The organism is Caballeronia mineralivorans PML1(12) (assembly GCF_001028175.1).
GTDB lineage: Bacteria > Pseudomonadota > Gammaproteobacteria > Burkholderiales > Burkholderiaceae > Caballeronia > Caballeronia mineralivorans.
On the sequence record NZ_AEJF01000041.1, the window covers coordinates 63379 to 87904 of the forward strand.

Here is a 24526-nt window from a genome sequence, read left to right on the forward strand (position 1 = left end):
AACAAGGCACCGGAGAAAAATCCGGAGTCGAGTGGCCATTCACGCTCGGCAGCTCGTTCGATGTTCGACCCGGTGATCGTGATGCCGGCGATTGCGGACTCGTTCAGGAAACTGGACCCGCGTACGCAGTTGCGCAACCCGGTGATGTTCTGCGTCTACATCGGCAGCATCCTGACCACAGTGTTGTGGATCGCGGCGCTCTCGGGGCAGGCTGAGGCACCGGCAGGCTTTATTCTCGCGGTCTCGCTATGGCTGTGGTTCACGGTGCTGTTTGCGAACTTCGCCGAAGCACTGGCCGAAGGACGCTCCAAAGCCCAGGCCGCGTCATTGCGCAGCGCCAAGCGCGATGTGATGGCGAAGAAGCTCGAGACGCCGAATCCGAAGGGGTCCATCCGCATCACGACCGCAACGGAACTGCGCAAGGGCGATATCGTCCTCGTGGAAACGGGCGACGTGATTCCGGCCGACGGTGAAGTGATCGATGGTGTTGCTTCGGTCGACGAGTCGGCGATCACGGGTGAATCAGCGCCGGTGATTCGCGAATCGGGCGGCGACTTTACGGCGGTGACGGGTGGTACCCGTGTGCTGTCGGACTGGATCGTCGTGCGCGTGACGGTCAATCCGGGCGAGGCGTTTCTCGACCGCATGATCGCGATGGTCGAAGGCGCCAAGCGTCAAAAGACGCCTAACGAAATCGCCCTGACGATCTTGCTGGTTGCACTCAGCCTGGTGCTGTTGTTTGCTACCGCAACGCTGCTGCCGTTCTCGATCTTCTCGGTCGGCGCGATGAAGGCCGGTCACGTGGTGACAATCACCGCGCTGGCTGCCTTGCTGGTCTGCCTGATCCCGACCACGATTGGCGGTCTGCTGTCTGCCATCGGTGTGGCCGGCATGAGCCGCATGATGCAGGCGAACGTGATCGCGACCTCAGGCCGCGCAGTTGAAGCGGCGGGTGACGTCGACGTGCTGTTGCTCGACAAGACCGGCACGATCACGCTGGGTAACCGTCAGGCATCGAGCTTCGTGCCGGCTCCGGGTCTCTCGGAGCAGGACCTGGCCGACGCGGCGCAGCTTGCATCGCTTGCCGACGAAACGCCTGAAGGCCGCAGTATTGTTGTGCTCGCCAAGCAGCGTTTCAACATTCGCCAACGCGAGATGGCTACGCTTCACGCGACGTTCCTGAACTTCACCGCACAGACGCGCATGAGCGGCGTCGACTTGCCGGATCGCGAGATTCGCAAGGGCGCAGCGGATGCTGTCAAGATGTACGTTGAACGCAATGGCGGCCGTTATCCGCAGGAAGTATCGAATGCGGTCGATGAAATCGCGCGTCGTGGCAGCACGCCGCTCGTGGTGGCCGACAGGCGCGAGGAAGGTGCGCGTGTCCTGGGTGTGATCGAGCTGAAGGACATCGTCAAGGGCGGCATCAAGGAGCGTTTTGCCGAGTTGCGCAAGATGGGTATCAAGACCGTGATGGTGACGGGCGATAACCGCTTGACCGCCGCGGCGATTGCAGCCGAAGCGGGCGTCGACGACTTCCTCGCGGAAGCGACACCGGAAGCGAAGCTCGCTACCATCCGCGGCTATCAGGCTGAAGGGCGGCTGGTTGCGATGACCGGCGACGGCACCAACGACGCACCGGCGCTTGCGCAGGCCGACGTTGCCGTGGCAATGAACACCGGCACGCAGGCTGCGAAGGAAGCCGGCAACATGGTCGACCTCGATTCGAATCCGACCAAGCTGATCGAGATTGTGGAGATCGGCAAGCAGATGCTGATGACGCGCGGCTCGCTGACGACGTTCTCGATCGCAAACGACGTGGCCAAGTACTTCGCCATTATCCCGGCCGCGTTTGCGTCTACTTATCCGCAGTTGCGCGTGCTCGACATCATGCATCTGACGTCGCCGTCGTCTGCCATCTTGTCCGCCGTGATCTTTAACGCGCTGATCATCGTGGTGCTGATTCCGCTGGCGCTGAAGGGCGTGAAATACCGGCCGCTGGGCGCGGCTTCGCTCCTGCGCCGCAATCTGCTGGTGTATGGCCTCGGCGGTATCTTGTTGCCGTTCCCGTTCATCAAGCTCATTGACATGATTCTGACTGCGTTTGGCTGGGCCTGATCCGAGCAGGGCTTTGGCCGGGTAGTACGCAAGCTTTATATACCCGGCCTCTTTTCTGCACGATGGTCCTCGTTTCAATTTACCAGGGTTAATAGTCATGACAAAAATCTTTCGTCCTGTGATCGTGTTGTTCGCGGCATTGACCGTGATGACCGGGGTTGTGTATCCGGTCGTGGTCACGGCGGTCGCGCATGCTGCTTTCGCCAGCCAGGCAAACGGCAGCCTGATCGAGAAAAACGGCAAGCCAGTTGGCTCCGAATTGCTGGGTCAGCAATTCGATGCACCGGGCTATTTCTGGGGCCGCATATCTGCCACGTCACCGAACCCGTATAACCCGCAAAGCTCGGGCGCTTCGAACCTCGGCCCGACGAATCCGGCGCTTGCGGATGAAGTGAAAGGACGCATCAGTGCGCTGCACGACGCGGACCCGACGAATACAGCGCCGATCCCGGTCGACCTCGTGACATCGTCAGGCAGCGGTCTCGATCCCGAGATCAGCCCTGCTGCGGCCGCCTATCAGATCGACCGCGTCGCGAAGGCACGCAAGCTGTCGCACAACGACGTCGATGCGCTGGTTCAACGCGCAACGAGCGGCCGCCAGTTCGGTATCCTTGGCGAAGCGCGTGTGAACGTGCTGAAGCTGAACCTCGCGCTTGACGAACTGAAGCCCGCCAGCTGATGGACCGTCCCGATCCCGACGAACTGCTCGACAAGATCCAGCGCGACGAAGAGAAAAAGCAGCGTGGCAAGTTGAAGATTTTCTTCGGTGCATCGGCTGGTGTCGGGAAGACCTATGCCATGCTGCAAGCCGGGCATCGACGCCGGGACGACGGTTTCGACACTGTCGTCGGTATTGTCGAGACGCATGGCCGCAAGGAGACGCTGGCACTGGTCGAAGGGCTGGACGCGATACCGCTGACGCACTACGAGTACCGTGGTCGCCAGCTGCCCGAATTCGACCTCGACGCTGCCCTCGTGCGCAAGCCGCAACTGATTCTTGTCGATGAACTGGCGCATTCGAACGTGCAAGGCGCTCGTCACCTGAAAAGGTGGCAGGACGTGTACGAATTGCTCGACGCGGGCATCGACGTGTACACCACGGTCAACGTCCAGCATCTGGAGAGCCTCAACGATATCGTCGGGCAGATCACGGGTATCCGCGTATGGGAAACCGTGCCGGACCGCGTGTTCGATCTCGCCGATGAAGTCACGCTCGTCGACCTGCCGGCAGAAGAGTTGCTTGACCGGTTGAGGGATGGAAAGGTTTACATGCCGCAGCAGGCGGCAAACGCGGTAAAGAATTTTTTTCGCAAAGGCAACCTGATTGCCTTGCGCGAACTCGCGCTGCGTCGAACGGCTGACCGCGTGGACGCGCAGATGCGCGAGTATCGCGCTGATCAGTCGATCAGCCGGATCTGGCAGGCACGTGAGCGGCTTATTGCATGCATTGGTCCGGGTCCTGAAAGTGCCACACTGGTTCGCTCGGCCGCGCGCCTGGCTGCGAGCCTCAAGGCGGACTGGCTGGCGGTATATGTTGAAACACCCAAGCTGCAGCGGTTGCCTGACGTATGGCGCAAACGTACGCTGGACGCACTCAAGCTGGCGTCCGAGCTGGGCGCGGAAACCGTGACCCTCGATGGCGCCGACGCGGCTGCCACGCTGGTCGCGTACGCGCGCATGCGCAATGTATCGAAGATTGTTGCGGGAGCGTCGGACGCGCCCGGCTGGCGCCGGTTGCTTGACTTGCCTGTTGCCGAAGCGCTGGTGCAGTATGCGCACGATATCGACGTGACGCTCGTGGGTGTGAAAGCGGTGAAGGAAGCACGCGAGCGCCACGCAAGCATTCCGATGTTCTCCGGGGTCCGCAATGAAACGCGATCCTCGCCCAACACATACATTTATGCAGCCGCTATTGGCGTTGCGATTACCGCACTAGCAAGTCTGCTGTCCCGCCACATCGACCTCACGAACCTCGTGATGTTGTATTTGCTGGGCGTCGTCTTCGCCGCGGTTCGACTTGGACGGGGCCCCGGTGTACTACTGTCATTCCTGAGCGTCGCGGCATTTGATTTCTTCTTCGTTCCACCGCAACTCTCGTTTTCTGTCTCGGACACGCAGTATCTTCTGACCTTCTTTGTCATGCTGTTGACGTCTCTGACGATCAGTCATCTGACTTCGAATCTTCGGCGTCAGGCGCGGGTAGCCTCGTTGCGCGAGCGGCGCACGGGCGCCATGTACGCCATGACCCGCGAACTGGGCGGCGCGTTGATGACCGAGCAGATCATTGAAATAGGAACGCGGCACGTGGGGGAAATCTTCCAGGCCAAGGTTGCCATCCTGCTTCCCGACAGCTCGGAAAAGGTCCGGCAGAAAGTCGACGATCCGAATCCGCAGGTCACGCTCGACGCGGCCGATCTCGACATCGACATCGCGCAATGGGTGTACGACCAGCAGAAGCCTGCAGGGCGCGGAACGGACACCCTGCCGGCCAGCAATGCGCTGTATCTGCCGCTCAAGGCGCCGATGCGTACACGAGGTGTCCTCGCGCTCATCACCGGTAACGCCGCCGAGCTTGCGGTACCGGAACAGCAACGCATGATCGATACGTTTGCTTCGCAGATTGCGCTTGCGCTTGAACGTGTCCACTACGTTGAAATCGCGCAGGACGCGTTGGTCAACATGGAGTCGGAGCGCATGCGCAACTCGCTGCTCTCGGCGATCTCGCACGACTTGCGCACGCCGCTGACCTCGATCGTCGGATTCGCGTCGGTGCTGGAGGAGCAGCAGCGTCTTCCCAACGGGTCTGCCGACAGCGCGCGCGAGCTGGTTCACGCGATCCACGAGGAAGCGCTGCGCATGAGCGGGCTTGTGACGAATCTGCTCGACATGGCCCGGCTTCAGGCGGGGAGCATTCGTCTGAATCGGCAGTGGCTGATGCTGGAGGAAGTGGTCGGCGCGGCTCTGGCGGTGTGTCGCCGTACGCTCGCCGGGCGCCCGGTGCAGGTTCGTGTTCCGCCTGACCTTCCGCTGATTCAACTCGATGCCGTATTGATGGAGCGGCTTCTCGCCAACCTGTTCGAGAACGCAGCGAAATACACGCCGCGGGACTCGGCGCTGTCAATCCATGCAGCCGTCGAACAGCAAGCCGGCGAGCGTTATGTCCGGGTCTGCGTGGACGACAACGGGCCGGGTCTGGCTCCGGGAATTCAACAAACGCTCTTCGATAAATTCACGCGTGGCGAGAAGGAATCCGCGAAACCCGGGATCGGACTGGGCCTTGCAATCTGCCGGGCGATCGTAGAGGCACATGGTGGGAAGATTGGCGCCGAGAATAGGGAGGATAGCGAAGGAAAAATTCTAGGCGCGAGGTTCTGGTTCACGCTGCCGGCCAATCAGACGCCGCCTTTCGAGGTGCTTCCTGAGGAGAGCGGCGAGGGGCCTGAAGCTGCCGCGGACTCGGATACTCCATGAGCGAACCTACTTTGACCGTTGTTGTCATTGAAGACGACAAGCAGATCCGCCGTTTCGTACGAAGCACGCTGGAAGCGCAGGGCATGACCGTGTTCGAGGCGGAAGCCGGACAACAGGGCTTGCGTGAAGCCGCTTTTCGTTTGCCCGATCTCATTGTCATCGACCTTGGCTTGCCGGACACCGACGGTATCGACGTCATTCGTGAACTGCGTACCTGGACCGAGCAGCCGGTGATCGTGCTCTCCGCGCGCACCCACGAAGATGCCAAGGTTGCGGCGCTGGATGCGGGCGCGGACGACTATCTCACCAAGCCTTTCGGTGTGTCGGAGCTGCTCGCGCGAATTCGTGCGCAGCTAAGACGGCGTAATCGTGGCGGGCAACAGGGGACGCCGTTGGTACGGTTCGGCCCTGTCTCGGTCGATCTGTCGGAGAGGCGTGTGACGCGCGACGGGACGGCGATTCATCTCACGCCGATCGAGTATCGGCTGCTAACTGCGCTGGTGCGCCATGCCGGACGAGTCATTACGCATCAGCAATTGCTGCGCGAAGTGTGGGGGCCGGCTTACGTCGAGAACCAGCATTATTTGCGCGTTTATATGGGGCATCTGCGCCACAAGCTTGAGCTGGATCCGACGCAGCCGGTTCATATCGTTACGGAGACTGGGGTGGGTTACAGGCTCGTGGGCGCGCAGTAGGCGATCCCGGCCTTGGACGTTCTTCAGCAGCATCTCCCCGCGCATCCGACAGCACGCGGGGAACGTCCCTTATGGAAAAAGCGCAAACGGCAGCGTAGCGGCAATATAAACAGCAAGGCCTGTCGCAGGTAACCCCAATGTTATTGCGATCGCGGCAGCAACAGTACCGCCCAGCGACACCGCAAGCAGCGTTCGCCGGCGCGCTTGCCATCCAGCGACGCTCGATCGGGTCGCCTCATGTTCCTGCTGGTTATGTTTGACCGCGCGTTTCCAGAACGTCAGGGCGTGCATGTTTTTGTCTCTGTTGATAGAGACATCGAGTGTCGCTCTTCTCGCGTTTTGCCCACATTTAAATGGCGTCAGCGAGCGTATACGTTTCGTCAATTCGACGATGGATTCAAGCCTTCTTAACGCGTTGTTGATACCGCACGGTCAGCTTTTATCCCGATCGATACGCCGGGCAGCGTAGCCTTCTCGGACGCTAATGACAAGAGACCGTAATGCATGAAAACCAGGTACTGGCGGTACGCGTACTCAGTGGATCAAAGCGATGGTTGCGCGCGATATTTGCCCTCTGCGCGCTTTCGATCATGGCCGCAAACGCGGCCTATGCAAGCGACGAGCAGCTTGTACCCACCGGGCGGATAACAACAAGTATCGAATCCGCGCCCAGCGAATCGCCGCAGGTCGCGAACGTTGCCGCGGTGTTATGGCAGCAGTTTCGAGTAGCGCGCCGTGAGGCGACGCTGATTGCGCAAGCGGTGCTCAGCGCGGCAAACGAATATGCGGTGTCTCCGGTGCTTTTGCTCGCGGTGATTGCGACCGAGTCGGGGTTCGACCGGCAAGCAGTCAGCGTCGCCGGTGCTGAAGGGCTCATGCAGATTCTGCCGACGGCCCATCCGCAGGTGCTGGCATCGGGCAAGGATCTGACAGAGCCCGCCGAGAACGTGCGGATAGGATCTTCAATCCTGCGTGAGTATCTTGACGCGTCAGGCGGCGACCTCGGCGCGGCGCTCAAACGATACAGCGGCGGCGGAAAAGGTTATGCGCAACGCGTGGCTTTTCACATGCGGCAGTTCTCGGCCAGCCTGCACACGCCCCCGGAAGATGCCGTCAAGGTCGCGCTGGTCAGGTCGCCTTGACACAATTTTTACGCAATACGCCCAAAACTCTGCTCACGTTTAACGCCGCGTCTGCTGTAATCAAGTTGTAGTCATTGATGAATCGGGGAAGCTTATGTTACGGGTGCTCATACCGGTGATAAACAAGGATGGCGCGCTTCAGGCTGCGCGGCATGCTGCATTTCTTTTTGCCGAGCACTGCGTGTCCGAGGTCGAGTTGATGGAGGTGCTCGAACCTCCGGACCAGGGGCGGGCGAGTGCGTTTCATTCCCGCGGCACGCTGCGCTTGCAGGAAAAGCGCGCGATGTTAAGTGCGCTGGTTCAGACCCGCGCCATTCTGGAAGACGCCGGGGTTCCATATCATTGGTCGCGTGTATTTGGGCCGGTGGCCGGAACCATCGCTGCGCGTGCGGCTGAAAAACGCTCGGATATTGTCCTGGTCGACGGCAGCCACCTGGGTTTCATGAGGCGATGGTGGGTGATGACCAGGTTATGGCGGAGCATGCAAACGCCGGTGACAATGATTCACTAGGATGCGGTTTACCCTGGCGATTAAAGATCTGTCGTTCACCAGCTTTTAGTCAAGAGTACAAAATTGTGTTGAAGCTTCATACGGCTATGCGGATCAGGGGCATGGCGAAGGTGATCTGTGTCGCGATCGTGGCGAACCAGGTGCTGACTACCGCATTCGCTTATGTGGTTCAGCAGTTGGACCCGAGCGCTCCGACTCTTATAACAACGGTATTCAGTTTCCTGACGTGCGGTCTGGTTAGCATGTGGCTGCAGGCAGATGCACGGCGGGCATATTTGTTGGCACGCGAGAAGGGATGCATTACGCCCGTGGACAAGACCAACCCGGCGCTTAAAATCGCTCCGGACTGTCCGAAGTTATGGCTTGTGGTTTTGCACATAGAGATGAATCCGGCTGCTGTCGGACTATAAGGGGACGTGCTCAACCGGCCCCAATGCGCCAAGCAGGCCAATCCCCAATCGGCAACGCCATTCCGCTTTCACCCGCGACATCACGACCATGGTTTCGACGTGGCGGATGTATGACGCTGCCGCTCCACGCATGCGACGCGAGCAAGCCGCGGACGTCCCCCACGCGTCCTCACACGCTTCGCGTTTTCCCCTAGTACGTCGAGGTTGACTAAGACCCGCAGGCGCACCAAACTTCTTCTTGCAGTGTGATCACAGGTCACACATATCGTAAGGAGTGGTTTAATTGACACCACGTGAAACGACCGCGGATGCGCTGCCGCTCGAACTGGTGGGGCGCGAGACCATGGCGGGCCGCGTCTACGCCCAGTTACGCGAGGCGATCATGACCGGGCGCTTTGCCCCGGGTCAGGCGCTGAGCTTGCGCGGGGTGGCCGAAGCAGTCGGTTCCTCGACCATGCCGGTACGCGCCGCGCTCACGCGGCTGCAAGCCGAGGGCGCGTTGATCGACGGTCCGGGCCGCGCGCTGATGGTGCCGCCCATGACGCTCGACCTGCTCGAAGAACTGCGCGACGTGCGGATCGCCCTCGAAGGTTGCGTGGCAAAACGAGCGGCATCGCGGATGACCAAGGACCATCTGAACGCGCTGCAAGCCGTCTTCGACGCAATGGACGCCCACGTGGAAGCCGGCGATGTCCCCGCGTACCTGCGCAGCAATTTCGAATTCCATATAGCAATCTATACGCATGGCGCAAGCGATCTGACGCTCGCCACGATCCAGAATCTCTGGATGCGAATTGGCCCATTCCTGAACCTCGTGGCACCGGATATCCCGCATATGCGCTTGTCGATGGCGGCGCACCGCAAGATCGTCGAGGCACTCTGGAAGGGTGACGGAGAAGGCGCTCGGGCGGGCATTGAAGAAGACATCGGCGGGGCTGCGGCGGACTTGCGGGAGCGCTTGCAGAGCAGGGAAGCGGCACGAGCCTGAACCTCAACTGGCCCCCACAAAAAATAGACGGAGACGAGCATGACGGTTCTACAGATGTTGAAACCGCACGCGGGGTTGCGCGTGCTGGTTACGGGTGGTGCGTCGGGGATCGGTCTTGTGATCGCGCGTGCTTTCGTCGATGCCGGTTCGCGCGTGCATGTCTGCGATGTGAGCCAGCAAGCCATCGATGCGCTCAACCAAGCCGAACAAAGCACTGAGGTGAATGCGATCACCACGTCGCTTGCAGATGTGTCGGACCGCGCGGCGGTCGACCGCGTGTTCGACGACGTCAACGCGCAGTTAGGTGGCCTCGACGTGCTGATCAACAACGCGGGGATAGCGGGACCGACGGGCGGTATCGACGAGATTGAGACCGGTGACTGGGAACAGACCATCGACGTGAATCTCAATGCTCAGTTCTACTTCACACGTCGCGCGGTGCCGCTGTTGCGAAAGGCCCGCGATGGCGGCTCGATTATTGCGTTGTCGTCGGTGGCGGGACGGCTTGGGTACGCGTACCGCACGCCGTATTCTGCCACCAAGTGGGCCGTGGTCGGCCTCATCAAGAGCTTGGCGATCGAGCTGGGGCCGGACAACATTCGCGTCAACGCGATTCAGCCGGGCATTGTGAAGGGGCCGCGTATCGAACGCGTGATCGCCGCGCGCGCCGAGCAGCTGGGCCTCTCCTATGAACAGATGGAGAAGGACTATCTCGCGAAAATTTCGCTGCGCCGCATGACTACGCCGGAAGAAGTCGCGGCGACCGCGCTGTTCCTGTGCTCGCCGGGAGGCAGCGGCATTTCGGGGCAGGCTATCTCGGTGTGCGGCAACGTCGAAGTGCTCTGAACGTTTTTCTTATCCGACGAGGGCTTACAGCATGGCAACGAAGCGCAAAGTCATCATTACCTGCGCGCCCACGGGCGCTATCCATACACCGTCGATGTCGCCGTATCTGCCGGTCACGCCGCAGGAGATCGGCGATGCAGCGCTGGCCGCGGCCACGGCAGGTGCAGCAATCCTTCACCTGCATGCACGCGATCCCAGCAACGGCCGGCCCACGCAGGACCCCGCCGTGTTCCAGCAGTTCCTGCCGCGCATCAAGGCTGAGACCGATGCAGTGATCAACATCACGAGCGGCGGCAGTCCGCACATGACGGTAGAGGAGCGTTTGAAACCGGCTCATTTCTTCAAGCCGGAGGTGGCGTCGCTGAACATGGGGTCGATGAACTTCGGCCTCTATCCCATGCTCGAGCGCTTCAAGGAATTCAAGCACGACTGGGAGCGCCAGCACTTGGCCAACAGCCGCGACCTGATCTTCAAGAACACGTTCAAGGACATCGAATACATCCTCACATCATGTGGCGCGAACGGTACGCGTTTTGAGTACGAGTGTTACGACATCTCGCACTTGTACAACCTGGCGCATTTTGTGGACCGCGGACTCGCGAAACCCCCGTTCTTCGTGCAGAGCGTCTTCGGCTTGCTGGGTGGTATCGGACCGCATCCTGAAGACCTGATGCACATGCACCGCACCGCCGATCGCCTATTCGGAAGCGACTACGTCTGGTCGATCCTCGGCGCCGGGCGCAACCAGATTCCGCTCGCGACGCTAGGCGTGGCGCAGGGTTCGAACGTGCGGGTCGGGCTGGAGGATTCGCTCTGGATCGAAGCGGGCAAGCTCGCCGAATCGAGCGCCGCGCAGGTCGTGAAGATCCGGCAGGTGATAGAGGGTCTTTCGCTCGATATCGCCACTCCGGACGAAGCGCGCGCCATGCTCGGGCTCAAGGGCGCGGACAACACGAATTTCTAAACAACCTTTGACGATGGAGACCATCGTGACTGTGTCGAAACTCAAAGTCGTCGCGATGCCTACGGGCTGGCTGAGCGTGGACCGTTCATCGCAGGTGTATGGTCGTTATTACGGCCAGCAGATCAAGGTGCCGGTGTGGTCGACGGCAATTGTAGGCGGCGACAAAAAGATTGTTGTCGATACCGGGATTCACGATCCGGGCTGGGTGTCGAGCTTCGTCTGCCCATGCGAGCAGGCACCGGAGGAGCGGCTTGAACGCGCGCTCAAAGAGTACGTAGGCTGGAATGCTGACGACGTCGATATTGTCATCAACACGCATTTGCACTACGACCATTCCGGCGGCAATACGCTCTTTAAGAATGCCCGTTTCGTGGTGCAGGCAAGCGAATGGGAATACGCCGGCCGGCCCTTGCCGACGCAGTCCGCGTTCTATCAGGAGTTCCTTATTGGTCGCGAACCGCTGGCCTATTTCCGTTGGCAATTTGTGCACGGCGTAGCCGATATCGCGCCCGGCGTGCGTGTTGTGCCGACGCCGGGACATACGCCGGGCCATCAATCGGTTGCAGTCGATACAGCCGATGGCGTGGTCCTGATTGCCGGTGACTGTGCAAGCTGCATGGAGAACATTGTCGATCTCGTGCCGGTGGGCATTGTGCATGAAACGGTGGCCGAACTGGCTTCGCTCAAACGGATCCGGCAGCTCGCGGACTTCGTCATTCCGGGCCACGACCCCAACGTCGTGGCTGGATCGGCAGGCATTCAGCTGCCGGCAAGTGCACGGCTCAAGCACGTAGAAAGTTAGTACTACAAGCATTGAACGTACCGACTCATATAACCATACGCAGGATCGGAGGAAGACATGAATGCACTGGCGAACACCATCCGTCGGGGGGCTCGGCTCGCGCTCGGCGCCGCACTTCTCGCGACGCTGGCCGTCTCAGGCCCGGCCTCGGCGGCCGGCAAATACAAGATTTTTCTATCGATGAGTTATGTCGGCAACGACTGGCAAACGGAAGCCGCCAACATGGTCAAGGCCATGGCTGCGACCCCGGGACTTAAGGACAAGGTCGATCTGGAAGTGCAGGTCGCCGGCACCGACGCGCAGAAACAGATCCAGCAGATCAACTCGATGGTCCAGGCCGGCGCGAAAGCCATTGTGATCTATCCGATCTCGCCGACCGCGTTGAATCGCGCCATCAAGAACGCCTGTTCGAAGGGTGTGGTGGTTGCAGCGTATGACGGTGAAGTCACCGAGCCGTGCGCCCACAACGTGACGATCGACCAGAAGCAAGCCGGCACCGTCACCGCCGAATGGCTCGCGAAAACCATCAACGGCAAGGGCAACATTGTGCTGATCAACGGCGTGCCGGGCACTTCCGTGGATCGCGCGCGCACCGAGGCGGCGAAGGCCGTGTTCGCGAAGTATCCGGGCATCAAGATCGTGGCGGAAGGTACGGGCATGTGGAGCCAGGCAACGGCCAAGACGGAGTTGTCGAAGATCCTTGCCACCAATAGCTGGGACAAGATCGACGGCCTGTGGATGCAAGTGGGCTGCTTCACGGCGGCATCTATGCAGCTCGACGCCGGTATTGCCGACGACAAGATCAAGCCGTGCGCAGGTGAATCGTCGAATGGTCACCGCGTGCAGATGTTGCCGCCGGGCACGGTGAAGGGCGACGGCGCCTATCGCTCGATCGGCTACCGTTCGATCTCGTATGGTTCGCCGCCGTACTCGGGTGCGCTGGCGCTGAAGCTGGCCGTGGACAAGCTCGACGGCAAGGATTTCCCGGCGCACGTGACGCTCAAGCTGCCGCTGGTGGAGACGTCACAGTCGAAGTTGTGCAAGACAGGTTCCATCGACGAACTGAAGGACGGTTGCACCGCTTTTATGCCGGACAAGGTGCCGCCGGGCTGGTTCGCGGACATCTATTCGGCAGAGACCACCGAGGTTGGCTTTAATGCGGCGCTGACCGGCAAGCCGGACTAGAGCTAAGGGAGCACACCATGTCGAGCGCAGGGACAGAGACGATGACCAGCAGCACGAACGAATGGGCTCTCGATCTCTCGAAGGTCACCAAGCGGTTCGGCGCCACTGTCGCGCTCGACAACGCGTCGTTCCGCGTCAGGCGCGGCGCCGTTCACGCGCTGCTCGGCGAGAACGGCGCGGGCAAGTCGACGACTGTCAAGCTGTTGTCCGGCCTCATGCAGCCGGATGCGGGCAGCATCTCGATCATGGGCCGCAACGTGAGCATGCGCGGTCCGAAGGACGCGCATCGCGCGGGGGTGCAGACGGCGTTCCAGGAGATGACGCTCGTTCGCGACCTGACCGTCGCGCAGAACCTGCTGATGGCCTACGAGCCGACCGGCTGGTTCGGCCGCATCAAGAAGCGGGAATCGCAACGGCAGGCGGCGGAGTGGCTCGACCGGCTTGAACTCGGCGATATCCGCCCCGGCGCGTACATCCGCGATCTCGCCTTGCCCGTGCGCCAGAAGATCGAAATTGCGAAGGCGCTGGTTCGCCAGCCCGAAGTGCTGCTGCTCGATGAACCCACGTCCGCGCTATCCGGGCGCGACGTTGCATGGCTCGCGCGACGGATTGAAGAGATGAAGGCGCGCGGTGTGACCTTTGTTTTCATCACACACCGGATGCAGGAAGTGCGCGAGTTCTGCGACAGCCTCACGGTGTATAGAAACGGCCGTGACGTAGGCGCTTTCGATACCGCTGCGATCTCGGACGATGAAGTCATCCGTCTTGTGATCGGCCGCTCGATGGACGCGAAATATCCGCCGAAGGTCGCTACACCGGCGGCACTTCAAACGCCCGCGATGGAAGCGCGCGGCATCAAGGTGGACGGCGTGGTGAATGACTTCGACCTCACGCTCAAGGCGGGCGAAGTGCATGGTATTGCGGCCTTGCAAGGCATGGGGCAACGCGAGATTTTTGAGGCGCTGTTCGGCGCTGAGTTCATCGATGAAGGGCAGATCCTCATCGATGGAAAACCGGTGACGCTGACTTCGACCGCCGATTCGCTCAAGGCCGGGGTATCGACGAGCTTCCTGCCGGAAGACCGCAAGACGGAGGGCTTGTTCCTGCGTTTGCCCGGCGGAGAAAACGTCTCGCTGCCGGTCATCAAGCGCTTCTCGCGCTTCGGCCTGATCGACAGGAAACGCGAGCAGGCGGCCATCAAGCGTGCATTGGCACAGATGGAGGTCAACCCGCGTGCGGTCTACAAACCGTGCCTGTCGTTTTCGGGCGGCAACCAGCAGAAGATAGCGATGGCGAAATGGCTGCTGACGCAAAGCCGCGTGTGGCTGATGTTCGACCCGACGCGCGGTATCGACGTAGGCACCAAGCACCAGATCTTCGTGCTGATGCGCGCGTTCGCGGCGGCCGGCGGTTCCGTGCTGTTCTATTCCACCGACGTGCCGGAACTGGTCAACGTATGCGATCGCGTTTCGGTGGTGTATCGCGGACGCAATGTCGCAGAGCTGGCCGGCGAGGCGCTCACTGAAGAGAACGTGATGCGCAAGATGCTTTCAAGCTAAGGCACTGAAGCATTCAAGAAATCAGAGGGTTCGATCATGAAAATTGCAATTGCGTCGCCTGACAGCGAGATCGTGCGGCCCGGTGCGCACGTCGGTTTGCGGGCGCGCATGGATCATTACCGCGGGCTGATCATCGCGATCGGCGCACTGCTCGCGATGATGATCGCGTGGGTGTCGCTGTCCGCCACGCCGGTCGGACTGTATGACGTCGGCTCCGTGATCTCCAGCAGCGCGACGCTCGCGCTCGCGGCGATCGGGCAGACCATCGTGGTGCTGAGCGGCGGTTTCGACTTGTCGGCGTCTGCGGTGGTGTCGTTGTCCAACGTGCTCGCGGTGCGTTTCGTGCAAGGCACGCCACTTGAACAATGGGGTGGCGTTGCGCTGATTATTGCCATAGGAGGCGGTATCGGGCTGATCAATGGTGCGTTGATCGCGTGGTTCCGGCTGCAGTCGATCGTGGTCACGCTCGCCACCATGTTCATGGTGCAGGGCTTGACGCTGCTGATCCAGAACAAGCCGGGCGGCAGCATCGGCGATCAGTTCGGCGGTTTCATCACCTCCGATCTCGTGCCCGATAAAGTCCCCATGTCAGCCGCCGTACTCGTCGTCGCGCTGCTTGTGTGGACCTTCGTCAAACGCACGCGCTTCGGCGTGGGCCTCTATGCGCTCGGCAGCGATCCCGACGGCGCCTACGCGAACGGCATGCCCGTGAGAGGCTACCGGATCGCGACCTATGCGCTCGCGGGCATGTTCTACGCGGCAGCGGGTTTGTATGTATCGGCGCAGACCGGTTCCGCCGATCCGCTCGTGGGCCGGCCGCTGCTGCTCTCCATGTTCACAGCCGTCGTGCTGGGCGGCACCTGGCTCGGTGGCGGACGAGGCGGCTGCGTGGGCACGGTATTCGCTGCGATGACCCTGATGATCACGGTGAACATCCTGCTCGTGCTGAACGTGTCCGCGTTCTTTACGACCATCGCTGAAGCGGTGATCCTGATCCTGGCCGTGCTCGGGTCGTCGATAGGAAAGCAGTCGGCGGCACATCACTGCGCGCGATACGCCGGGCGATGGCTCACCGCGTGGCGAACCGGAACCCGCGCACGCAATGATCAGGCAGCGCGGCGCGTGAAGTTCGAAGTAGAAGACTTCCGGCCGATAGAAAACACCGAGCTCAAGGGGCGCTTGATTGGCGACTGGATCGAACGCAATCGCGAATGGGTCAAGTATGTGGTGCCGGCGTACGTGCTGTTCTTCGCGGTGATCGCGATCACGGGCGTGGTCTATGGTCCGGGTGTCCTCGCAAGCGCCAACTTCTATACCAGCTTGCTGACGCTGACCTTGTTCCTGGCCATATTAGGACTCGGGCAAGGCGCAGTGATCCTGACGGGCGGGCTCGATCTTTCGGTGCCGTGGCTCATTACGCTATCGGGCGTGTTGCTGACCGGGTTGACGCATGGCGTCAACGAAGCCGCGGCGTGGGCCGTGCCGCTGGTGCTTTGCGCAGGCTTGGCTGTAGGCGTGTTCAACGGCGTCGGAGTCGTGGTGCTGGGCCTGCCGCCCATAGTCGTCACGCTGGCGGCCAACGGCTTGTTGCAGGGCATCACGCTTATCTATTGCAACGGTTCGCCGCAGGGCTGGGCGCCTTCGGCCATCAGCAGTTTCACGAACGAGCGTTTCGGTCCGTTGTCGCTTGCCGCGTGGTGCGTGCCGCTATTCCTCGCGCTCGCGTTGCTGTTGCTGCATCGTACGACCTTCGGACGACGCATCTATGCCGTCGGCAATTCGCAGGTTGCGGCGAAGCTCTCGGGCGTGCGCGTGGGCGCAACTTTGATCGCTGTGTATTGCCTCTCAGGTTTGTGTTCGGCCGTGGTGGGGCTGTTACTTGCCGGCTTCAGCAGCCAGGCGTTTCTCGGCATGGGCGATCCTTATCTGCTGCCTTCTATCGCGGTCGTGGTTGTCGGTGGTGCATTGATCACCGGTGGCCGCGGTCATTATCTTGGTGTGTTCGGCGGTGCGTTGCTGTTGACCGCGCTGGGTACGCTACTCGCCGGCACCACCGTGCCGCCAGCCGTGCGTGACATCATCAACGGCCTGGTCGTACTGGCTGCGGTGATTACGTTGCGCGATAAAAAAGCTTGATCGTCGATGGAGCCGCACCATGAACAGACGCATTGCAGTGATCGGATCGGGGCGTATCGGCCGCGCGTGGGCGATCGTGTTTGCGCGCGCCGGTTTCGAGGTCAGGCTTCATGACGCCGAGCGCGCGATGCTCGACGGCGCGATTCCTTCTATCCGCCGCAGTGTCCTGGATCTCGGCAAATACGGGCTGATCGACGAGCCTGAAGAGCGAATCGTGTCGCGCGTGACGGCATGCGAAAAGCTGGCGGACGCGGTGCACGACGTCGATCTGGTGCAGGAGAACATTGCGGAGATCGTGGAGGTCAAGCGCACGCTATTCGTCGAACTGGACGAGCTGACGCGCCCCGATACGCTGCTGGCCAGTTCGACCTCGGGCTTGCCTGCTTCCACGTTCACCGAAACCCTTGGAGGCCGCGCGCGTTGCCTCGTGGCGCACCCGGTGAATCCGCCTTCGCTCGTGCCGCTGGTCGAGTTATGCGGTGCCCCGTGGACGACGCAGGAGACGCTGGCCCGTGCGCGTGCGCTATACGAAGAGGCGGGTCAGGAGCCGGTGACTGTTGCGCGCGAAATACCGGGTTTCCTGCTGAACCGCCTGCAAGGCGTACTGCTTGACGAAGCACTGAGCCTCTACGCACGAGGCTACGCGAGCGCCGCCGATCTCGACACCGTGATGCGCGACGGCCTCGGCCTGCGGTGGTCGTTCATGGGGCCGTTTGAAACCATCGACCTGAATGCGCCTGGTGGCGTGGCGGATTACGCGGCGCGTTACGGCGCGATGTACCGCTCCTTTGCGAAAGACAGCGTGCCGTTCGACTGGTCGCCTGACAGCATTGCGAGACTCGACGCCGAACGCCGCGCCGTGTTGCCACTCGACGAGATAGAAAGCCGTAGCCGCTGGCGTGACCGACGGCTGATGGCATTGCTCGCGCATCGCCGCGCGACCTCGGAGTCCGACGATGACGAGCGTTGATAACCGGAGACAGCCATGATCGAAACCCGCTTGATTGTCGATGCCAACAATCATCTTGGCGAAGGGCCGCTGTGGGATGTGAAGGAGCAGCGTCTCTACTGGATTGACAGCACCGCTGCCGAGATCAGCAGTTGCCGTGCCGACGGCAGCGACGTGAGACGTTATTTCGTGCCCCGTCACATCGGTTCGATGGCGTTGCGCGAGCGCGGCGGCGCGGTGGTTGCGCTCGCGAACGGCCTGCATTTCTACGACTTCGAGACGCAGACGGTCAAGCTCATTGCAGACCCGGAAAGCGACGACCCCGAGACGCGTTTCAACGACGGCAAGGTGGACCGCCGAGGGCGGTTTATCGCGGGCACGATGGCGTATGATTTCGACCGTTACGACGCCGATCGGGGACAGCGTTCGAGCCGAAGCGGCGCTCTATACCGGCTTGATACGGACGGCTCGGTGACGCGTCTGGATGGCGGTATCAGTTGTTCGAACGGTCCATGCTGGAGCCCGGACAATCGCACGTTCTATTTCACAGACACGTACGACAGGCAGATGTACGCATACGACTACGACATCGAGACGGGGGCGGTGGCGAACCGGCGCGTGTTTGCATCGGCGCGGGATAGGGCGGGCACCTTCGACGGCGCGACCGTCGATGCCGAAGGATATGTCTGGTCGGCGCTTGTTTTCGGCGGACGGATCTTGCGATTCGCACCGGACGGTACGCTTGATCGCGTGGTGGAGTTTCCCGTGCGGAACCTGACGAGCGTGATGTTCGGCGGTCCGAACCTGGACATCTTGTATGTCACGACCATGGGGCGGCCGATGTGGGGCATTCCGCAGAAGGAGCGCGATAAGGGCGGTTTGTTTGCGATAACCGGGCTGGGAGTAAAGGGTTTGCCGGAGCCGCGATTTGCGGGCTAAGCAACACGCGTGCAATGCCGGCAAACCACTAGGCCAACAACTTCATGGCGGCATCGACGAGGTCGCCCCTCAGATCAGCCGGTTCCGCCATGAGGCCGGTGACGTACGCGCCATTGATGAGCAGCGTCATCTGAAATGCAGTTCGGTCGGGGTCCCTGGCGCCAAGCCTGGCCACTAGGGTCGCGAGTCTCGCACGCATTTCCTCCTTGTTTCCCCGGGCGATGACGCGGCCGGGATGGTCGTCGTCGGGAAACTCCGCCGCCAGGTTGAGGAACGGACAGCCGCGAAAGGCGGGGTGTCCGATTCGCTGCGCGATTCCAGATAGCAGTGCCTCCAGCAAAGCGCGCGGATCACTAGCGTGCTGCGCTTCCATGTGATCCCACCACACCCAGAACAACCGGTCTTTTTCGGTGGCGAAAGCGGCGATCAAGGCGTCCTTGGATTCAAACAGACGATAGAGGCTCGTCTTCGACACGCCGGATTGCTCGACGACCGTGTCGACACCGATGGCGCGGATGCCCTCGCGGTAGAACAACTCGCTTGCCGTCGCGAGGATGCGCTCGCGTGCGCTCACTTCGCCCTTTGGCGGGGCTCCCCGCCGGGGTTGGGCTCCTGCCTTCATATCCGCAAACTCCTTTCATTCTGAGATTCTGGTTGACAAAGTAACAGACCTGTCCGTAATCTTCAAGATACTTACAGGTTAGTCACTTTATGGAGAAGAGCCATGCGGGTGATGAGCGAGCGCTATCTGGAAGATTTTGCAGTGGGGCAGACGTTCGGTTCAGGGCGGCTGCGCATCGACCGGGAGCGCGTCCTCGCGTTCGCTGCCGAATTCGATCCACAGCCCTTCCACCTCGATGAGGCGGCCGCGAGCCGCTCGATTTTCGGTGGACTGGCCGCCAGTGGCTGGCACACCGCTGCCGTGACGATGCGGCTGATGATTGAGACCGAACTCAAGCCGGCTGGCGGCTTCATCGGCGCTGGCCTCGACGAGTGCCGCTGGCCCCGGCCAGTGCGCCCTGGTGACGAGTTGCGCGTCGAGTGCGAGGTGATGGAGGTGCGCCCATCAAAGTCCCGTCCGGAGCAGGGCCTGATCAAACTCCGAACGACCACCCTGAACCAGGACGACGAGGCCGTGCTGGTGCACGTCGTAAACATGGTCGTGCCGCGCCGGAAACAACATTCGTGTTGATACCGCAAAGCGGGTTCAAGCGACAACCGCCTTGGGATAGAGGTGAATATGGACATCGGTTTCATCGGCTTAGGTGTCATGGGACAGCCAATGGCGCTCAATCTGGCCCGCGCAGGCACGCAACTCATTGTCTGGAATCGCTCCGCTGACAAGAGCGAGCCTTTGCGAGCGGCGGGCGCAACCGTCGCGACGAACCCGGCCGAGATATTTAAACGCACCCGCGTGGTACTCCTGATGCTGACCGACGCCGACGCAATCGACGTCGTCCTCGCCCGCGGCACGCCGCAGTTCAGCGCGAACGTTGCGCACCACACGATCGTCCACATGGGGACGACCTCGCCCGACTACTCGCGCGGACTCGAAGCCGACATTCGCAACGCCGGCGGCAGCTACGTGGAAGCGCCCGTCTCGGGCTCGCGCAAGCCCGCCGAGGCGGGCCAGCTCGTGGCGATGCTAGCGGGTGAAGACGCGGCCGTCGAAAGCGTCCGCCCTCTGCTCGAGCCAATGTGCTCTCAGACGATGGTGTGCGGCCCGGTTCCGAGCGGGCTTCTCATGAAGCTTGCGGTGAACCTGTTTCTGATGACCACGGTCACCGGCCTTGCGGAAGCGGCTCATTTTGCCGAACGGCATGGTCTGGACATGCAGCAGTTCCGCGCCATCGTGGACGCCGGTCAGATGGCGAGCGACATCTCACGCGTGAAAATTCTCAAGCTGGTGATGCGTGACTTCGATGTCCAGGGGTCGATCACCAATGTGCTGAAGGTCAATCAATTGATTGCGGAAGCGGCCAGAGAGGTCGGGGTCGCGTCGCCGCTATTGGATGTCTGCCATGCGCTATTCGCTGAGACGCTGGCGCTGGGGCACGGCCAGTCCGACATGACGGCCGTCGTCCACGCACTCGAGGCAAGAACCGAATCCGGCAAATGATCGCGTTCGCTGCGCGATTCGAGATAGCAGTGCCTCCCTATCCGCTTGCTCCTCTCGTTCCGATTCCTCGCTTGACAAAGTGACAGACCTGTAACTAGTATTGAAGTTACGTACAGGTCAGTAACTTTATAGGATGATAGCGATGTGTGCGATCGAGGCGGAGAGTTTCTCGGGTTACGGCGGGCTGCGGCAGATCGACTCGCCCAGGCCGCAACCGGCAAAGGACAGGGTACTGGTCCGCGTCACGGCCGCCGGCGTCACGCCGCTCGATCACACGATCCTGTCGGGTGGCCACCCTCGGGCCAGGGCGCCGCTGGTGCTCGGCAACGAGGGGGCTGGTGTCATCGAGGATGCCGGCGACTCCGGCCTCGCGGTGGGAAGCCGCGTGATGTTCACGGGACCCTACGGCGTTGGTGAGAATGGCACGTGGCAAGAATGGCTGCTGGTGAGACCTGAGCATCTGGCGCTTGTGCCCGACGCGATCGACGATGTCGTCGCGGCCAGCCTTCCAGTGGCCTATCTGACGGCACAGATCACACTGACGCAGGCCGGATTCGCGCCGGACAAGGCGGTGCTCGCTCCTGGGATCGGCGGGTCGGTCGGCAATGCGACCTATCAACTCGCGCGGGCGCAGGGCGCCGGCAAAGTGATTTCGACCGCCGGCAGTGCGGCGAAAGCCGCTCGCGCACGCGAGCTTGGCTTCGAAGACGTGATTGACCTCACCACAGAAGGTCTCGCCGACGGCGTTCGCCGGATCACGGACGGCAAGGGCGTCGATATCGTCATCGAGAGCATTGGCGGGAGCGTGACCAGCGAGGCGCTAGGCAGCCTTAGTCTCGGCGGCGTCCTGATCACGTTGGGCTACTCCGCCGGACGCAAAACCACGATCGATGTGACGGACCTCATCTGGAAGCGCGCGCGGATGGCCGGTTTCTCCATGTTCGCCCAATCACCGACCACGGTCGCTACTGCGTGGCGGGACATCATCCCGCTGATCGTGGGCGGCTCGGTCAAGCCGATCGTCGAGCGGGTCTATCCCCTCGGCGAGGCGGGCGAAGCTTTGCGCCATGTCATTGAGGATCGGCCGTTCGGCAAAGTCGTCCTGGCGGGATGATCGACATGGCAACCGTATCTGCGCAATTCTCGTCCAAGGCAAACCGGAGGAAGACGCCATGTTGAGCTGGCAGGTGGGCGCGGTGAAGATCACCTGCGTAGTCGAGATGCTGTTTTCCTTCCCCCATGATCCGGAGGGCTTCTTCCTGAGGGACGCGACGCCGGAGGCGCTGAAGGCCAGCCCCTGGCTTTATCCGCACTTCGTCAACGAGGATGGTTCGCTCAACGTGTCTGTCCACGCCCTGCTAGTGGAGGCGCCGGGGCTGAGGCTGGTGGTCGACACCTGCATCGGTAACGACAAGCCGCGCCATTTGACGAGCGGAAACCCGCTGGCGACGGCCTTCCTGCAACACCTGGCGGATGCGGGCTGGAGCCGCGACAGTGTCGACGCCGTGGTCTGCACCCACCTGCACGTGGACCATGTGGGCTGGAACACCATGTTGGTGGATGGCAAGTGGGTCCCGACCTTCCCCAAGGCCCGCTACCTGATCGGCAAGCGCGAATTCGAGCATTGGAGCAACGAGGGCGACGAGGAGCAGCATGCGATCATGGGAGACAGCGTGCGGCCAATCTTCGACGCCGGCCTGGCCGGCCTGGTGGAGATGGATCACCGCATCTCGCCTGAGGTGCGCCTGAGGCCAAGCCCGGGGCATACGCCAGGCCATGTCAGCGTGATGATCGAATCGGAAGGGCAGCGCGCGGTGATCACCGGCGACATTGCCCATCATCCTTGCCAAATGGCGCATCCCGACTGGGCGACGAGCTATGACAGCGACACCCAAGCCGCGACGGCCACTCGCGCGAAGCTGTTCGCCGAATGGGCCGACCAGCCGGTTCTGGTTATCGGCACCCACTATGCCGCGCCCGCAGCTGGACGCGTGAAGCGCGACGGGGCGGCGTTCCGGTTCGAGGTCTAGCGCGCCGGACGGCCAAGGATTAGCGATCTCAGCAATCAACGGAGTAACCGCTATGGGTAAGTTGCAGGGAAAGGTGGCTGTCATCACCGGCGGCTCGTCGGGGATAGGCTTCGCCGCCGCGAAGCTCTTCGTCGCCGAGGGCGCCTACGTCTTCATCACCGGCCGTCGCCAGAAGGAACTCGACGAAGCCGTGAGGATCATCGGGGACAATGTGACGGGCATCCAGGGCGACGTCGCCGATTTGGCCGATCTTGATCGTCTCTATAAGAACGTCAACGCGACAGGGCGAAGAATCGACATTGTCTTCGCCAACGCCGGCGTCGCTGAGTTCGCCGCCCTGGGCAATATCACCGAAGCGCATTTCGACAAACTGTTCAGTACCAACGTGAAGGGAGTGCTCTTCACCGTCCAAAAGGCCCTGCCGCTGTTGAATGACGGCGGGTCGATCATTCTCACGGGCTCGGTTGCGAGCGCCAAAGGGACGCCTGCCTTCTGGGTATACGGCGCGACCAAGGCGGCCATCCGCAATTTCGTGCGGGGATGGACCGTGGAGCTGAAGGACCGTCGCATCCGTTCAAACGTCCTTAGCCCGGGCCCAATTGATACCCCGATCATTGGTGAGCAGCCTCAGGACGCTATGGCGAGGATTTTATCCACCATCCCGATGGGACGCATGGGGGAAGCCGACGAAGTTGCCAAAGCCGCCCTGTTTCTCGCTTCGGATGACTCGAGTTTCGTCACGGGCATCGAGCTCTTCGTGGATGGCGGCAGAGCGCAGATCTGAGCGTCGATTGATTTGCTCCGAAGGAGGCCGCCGCCTTGTTCGCTGAAGATGGGGTTGTCGAGCTTGCGTATCTGGCGGGACCTCGGACACAGACCGAGAGAACCGCCCCGGGGCTGGATCAGTTCGGCGCCCAATGCCCACGCACCCACAACCACTGGTTTCCTTCCCACCGGTAATGCCCTTTGACCCAGTGATACCCCGGCGCCGGTTGCACCGGCACGACTTCTACCAACGGTTCCGGACGCGGCGGCCGCGCAGGTTCCACTACGCAAGCGGTTAGCAGTACGCTTAGGACTGCGACGCTGAATACGTGTTTCATTTTTAGTTTGTCCCTGATGAGGTTAAGTAAAGCTACTGCGGCTACTGCGCGTTAACCGGCGCATCGCTACGTCCGAAGCAACCGGCTCGGCATCGGGGTAGCGGTCTTCTGCGAAAACAGAGTCGTTCTGACACGGACCGGATCGAGACCGAACGTCTCCCCGGCTGCGGCGGCGATCAGGCTGTCGAGCCCGAGCGTGGGCCGTAAATCCCGGCCCTGATACAGCGCCGATGGCGCGAGCCCCGGCCAGTCCGCCAGGATCCGGCCGCCTTGCACGACGCCTCCCAACAACATCGCGGCCGATGCCGTGCCGTGATCCGTGCCCCCGGTTCCGTTCGCTGCCGCCATGCGCCCGAACTCGGTTGCGACCAGGACGGTCGTGTTCGCCCAATGCTCACCGAGGCCGTCGCGCATGGACGCCATCATCGTGTCGAGCGCCTTCAGTTGCGCGCTCAGCCGCTGGTTCTGCGCGCTGTGCGTATCCCATCCTCCCGTCTCGATCATCGCGATGCGCGGGCCGTCGCTGCGGCCCAGGAAGCTCGCAGCGAGCTTGCCGAGG

At 61.7% G+C, this 24526-nt stretch carries 24 protein-coding genes and 1 pseudogene; 21 read left to right on the top strand and 4 right to left on the bottom strand.

The annotated features are described in order from the left end of the window. Window positions 1-60 precede the first annotated feature (60 nt). From kdpB to kdpE, 4 genes are all read left to right on the top strand, one after another. Entirely contained in the window at window positions 61-2118 is a 2058-nt protein-coding gene (gene kdpB / locus EOS_RS04965) for a potassium-transporting ATPase subunit KdpB (protein WP_047845506.1), read from the top strand. 97 nt (window positions 2119-2215) lie between these two features. After that, window positions 2216-2797 (top strand): potassium-transporting ATPase subunit KdpC, encoded by a 582-nt coding sequence (kdpC, locus tag EOS_RS04970; RefSeq protein ID WP_047845479.1) that lies wholly within the window; start codon window positions 2216-2218, stop codon window positions 2795-2797. Further along, complete coding sequence (locus EOS_RS04975; protein WP_047845480.1) at window positions 2797-5589, top strand: sensor histidine kinase; 2793 nt, start codon at window positions 2797-2799, stop codon at window positions 5587-5589. Before kdpC ends, EOS_RS04975 begins: the two co-directional genes overlap by 1 nt. Next, window positions 5586-6284: a two-component system response regulator KdpE gene (gene kdpE / locus EOS_RS04980; RefSeq protein ID WP_047845481.1), complete on the top strand. Its 699-nt coding sequence runs from the start codon at window positions 5586-5588 to the stop codon at window positions 6282-6284. The genes EOS_RS04975 and kdpE overlap by 4 nt, the downstream gene beginning before the upstream one ends. A gap of 69 nt (window positions 6285-6353) precedes the next feature. On the opposite strand, the gene EOS_RS04985 is transcribed toward kdpE, so the two are convergent. After that, window positions 6354-6575, bottom strand: a complete 222-nt coding sequence (locus EOS_RS04985) for a hypothetical protein (RefSeq protein WP_047845482.1) — start codon at window positions 6573-6575, stop codon at window positions 6354-6356. 209 nt (window positions 6576-6784) lie between these two features. Between EOS_RS04985 and EOS_RS04990 the strand changes: the two genes are divergently transcribed. From EOS_RS04990 to EOS_RS05045, 12 genes are all read left to right on the top strand, one after another. Next, window positions 6785-7426 (top strand): lytic transglycosylase domain-containing protein, encoded by a 642-nt coding sequence (locus EOS_RS04990; protein WP_047845483.1) that lies wholly within the window; start codon window positions 6785-6787, stop codon window positions 7424-7426. Window positions 7427-7520: 94 nt separating this feature from the next. Continuing rightward, window positions 7521-7937, top strand: coding sequence for a universal stress protein (locus EOS_RS04995; protein WP_047845484.1), 417 nt, complete (start codon window positions 7521-7523; stop codon window positions 7935-7937). A 101-nt stretch (window positions 7938-8038) separates the two neighbouring features. After that, entirely contained in the window at window positions 8039-8347 is a 309-nt protein-coding gene (locus EOS_RS05000) for a hypothetical protein (RefSeq protein WP_235442701.1), read from the top strand. Window positions 8348-8690: 343 nt separating this feature from the next. Further along, window positions 8691-9335 carry a GntR family transcriptional regulator gene (locus EOS_RS05005; protein WP_047845508.1) on the top strand — a complete coding sequence of 215 codons (645 nt, stop codon included), beginning with the start codon at window positions 8691-8693 and terminating at the stop codon, window positions 9333-9335. A 39-nt stretch (window positions 9336-9374) separates the two neighbouring features. After that, entirely contained in the window at window positions 9375-10181 is an 807-nt protein-coding gene (locus EOS_RS05010; protein ID WP_047845485.1) for an SDR family oxidoreductase, read from the top strand. A gap of 31 nt (window positions 10182-10212) precedes the next feature. Continuing rightward, the gene (locus EOS_RS05015) at window positions 10213-11145 is read left to right on the top strand and encodes a BKACE family enzyme (protein WP_047845486.1); all 933 of its coding nucleotides are present in this window, start codon (window positions 10213-10215) and stop codon (window positions 11143-11145) included. A gap of 55 nt (window positions 11146-11200) precedes the next feature. Continuing rightward, a complete protein-coding gene (locus EOS_RS05020; protein WP_047845509.1) occupies window positions 11201-11947 on the top strand; it encodes an N-acyl homoserine lactonase family protein in 747 nt (248 codons plus the stop codon). A 57-nt stretch (window positions 11948-12004) separates the two neighbouring features. Further along, window positions 12005-13132 carry a sugar ABC transporter substrate-binding protein gene (locus tag EOS_RS05025; protein WP_047845487.1) on the top strand — a complete coding sequence of 376 codons (1128 nt, stop codon included), beginning with the start codon at window positions 12005-12007 and terminating at the stop codon, window positions 13130-13132. Window positions 13133-13149: 17 nt separating this feature from the next. Further along, complete coding sequence (locus EOS_RS05030; protein WP_235442703.1) at window positions 13150-14691, top strand: sugar ABC transporter ATP-binding protein; 1542 nt, start codon at window positions 13150-13152, stop codon at window positions 14689-14691. A gap of 36 nt (window positions 14692-14727) precedes the next feature. Next, on the top strand, window positions 14728-16827 hold the full coding sequence (locus tag EOS_RS05035) for an ABC transporter permease subunit (RefSeq protein ID WP_047845488.1): 2100 nt from the start codon (window positions 14728-14730) through the stop codon (window positions 16825-16827). A gap of 19 nt (window positions 16828-16846) precedes the next feature. Further along, window positions 16847-17797, top strand: coding sequence for a 3-hydroxyacyl-CoA dehydrogenase (locus EOS_RS05040; RefSeq protein WP_047845489.1), 951 nt, complete (start codon window positions 16847-16849; stop codon window positions 17795-17797). A 15-nt stretch (window positions 17798-17812) separates the two neighbouring features. Further along, a complete protein-coding gene (locus EOS_RS05045; RefSeq protein WP_047845490.1) occupies window positions 17813-18715 on the top strand; it encodes an SMP-30/gluconolactonase/LRE family protein in 903 nt (300 codons plus the stop codon). 28 nt (window positions 18716-18743) lie between these two features. Here EOS_RS05045 and EOS_RS05050 read toward each other — a convergent pair whose 3' ends face one another. Then, window positions 18744-19337 carry a TetR/AcrR family transcriptional regulator gene (locus tag EOS_RS05050; RefSeq protein WP_047845491.1) on the bottom strand — a complete coding sequence of 198 codons (594 nt, stop codon included), beginning with the start codon at window positions 19335-19337 and terminating at the stop codon, window positions 18744-18746. 96 nt (window positions 19338-19433) lie between these two features. Between EOS_RS05050 and EOS_RS05055 the strand changes: the two are divergent. From EOS_RS05055 to EOS_RS05075, 5 genes and pseudogenes are all read left to right on the top strand, one after another. Further along, window positions 19434-19907: pseudogene (locus EOS_RS05055) on the top strand (MaoC family dehydratase); the annotation flags it as partial. Window positions 19908-19955: 48 nt separating this feature from the next. Beyond that, on the top strand, window positions 19956-20834 hold the full coding sequence (locus EOS_RS05060) for an NAD(P)-dependent oxidoreductase (RefSeq protein WP_047845492.1): 879 nt from the start codon (window positions 19956-19958) through the stop codon (window positions 20832-20834). Window positions 20835-20976: 142 nt separating this feature from the next. After that, window positions 20977-21948 carry a quinone oxidoreductase family protein gene (locus EOS_RS05065; RefSeq protein ID WP_047845493.1) on the top strand — a complete coding sequence of 324 codons (972 nt, stop codon included), beginning with the start codon at window positions 20977-20979 and terminating at the stop codon, window positions 21946-21948. A gap of 58 nt (window positions 21949-22006) precedes the next feature. After that, window positions 22007-22864, top strand: a complete 858-nt coding sequence (locus EOS_RS05070) for an MBL fold metallo-hydrolase (RefSeq protein ID WP_087881878.1) — start codon at window positions 22007-22009, stop codon at window positions 22862-22864. Window positions 22865-22916: 52 nt separating this feature from the next. Further along, window positions 22917-23648, top strand: coding sequence for an SDR family oxidoreductase (locus EOS_RS05075; protein ID WP_047845494.1), 732 nt, complete (start codon window positions 22917-22919; stop codon window positions 23646-23648). Between the two features lie 118 nt (window positions 23649-23766). Here the strand turns inward: EOS_RS05075 and EOS_RS44175 are convergent, their stop codons facing one another. Beyond that, the gene (locus EOS_RS44175) at window positions 23767-23967 is read right to left on the bottom strand and encodes a YXWGXW repeat-containing protein (RefSeq protein ID WP_075645286.1); all 201 of its coding nucleotides are present in this window, start codon (window positions 23965-23967) and stop codon (window positions 23767-23769) included. Window positions 23968-24033: 66 nt separating this feature from the next. After that, window positions 24034-24526 (bottom strand): DUF1501 domain-containing protein (locus EOS_RS05080; protein WP_047845495.1); only part of this gene is annotated, 493 nt, incomplete at its 5' end.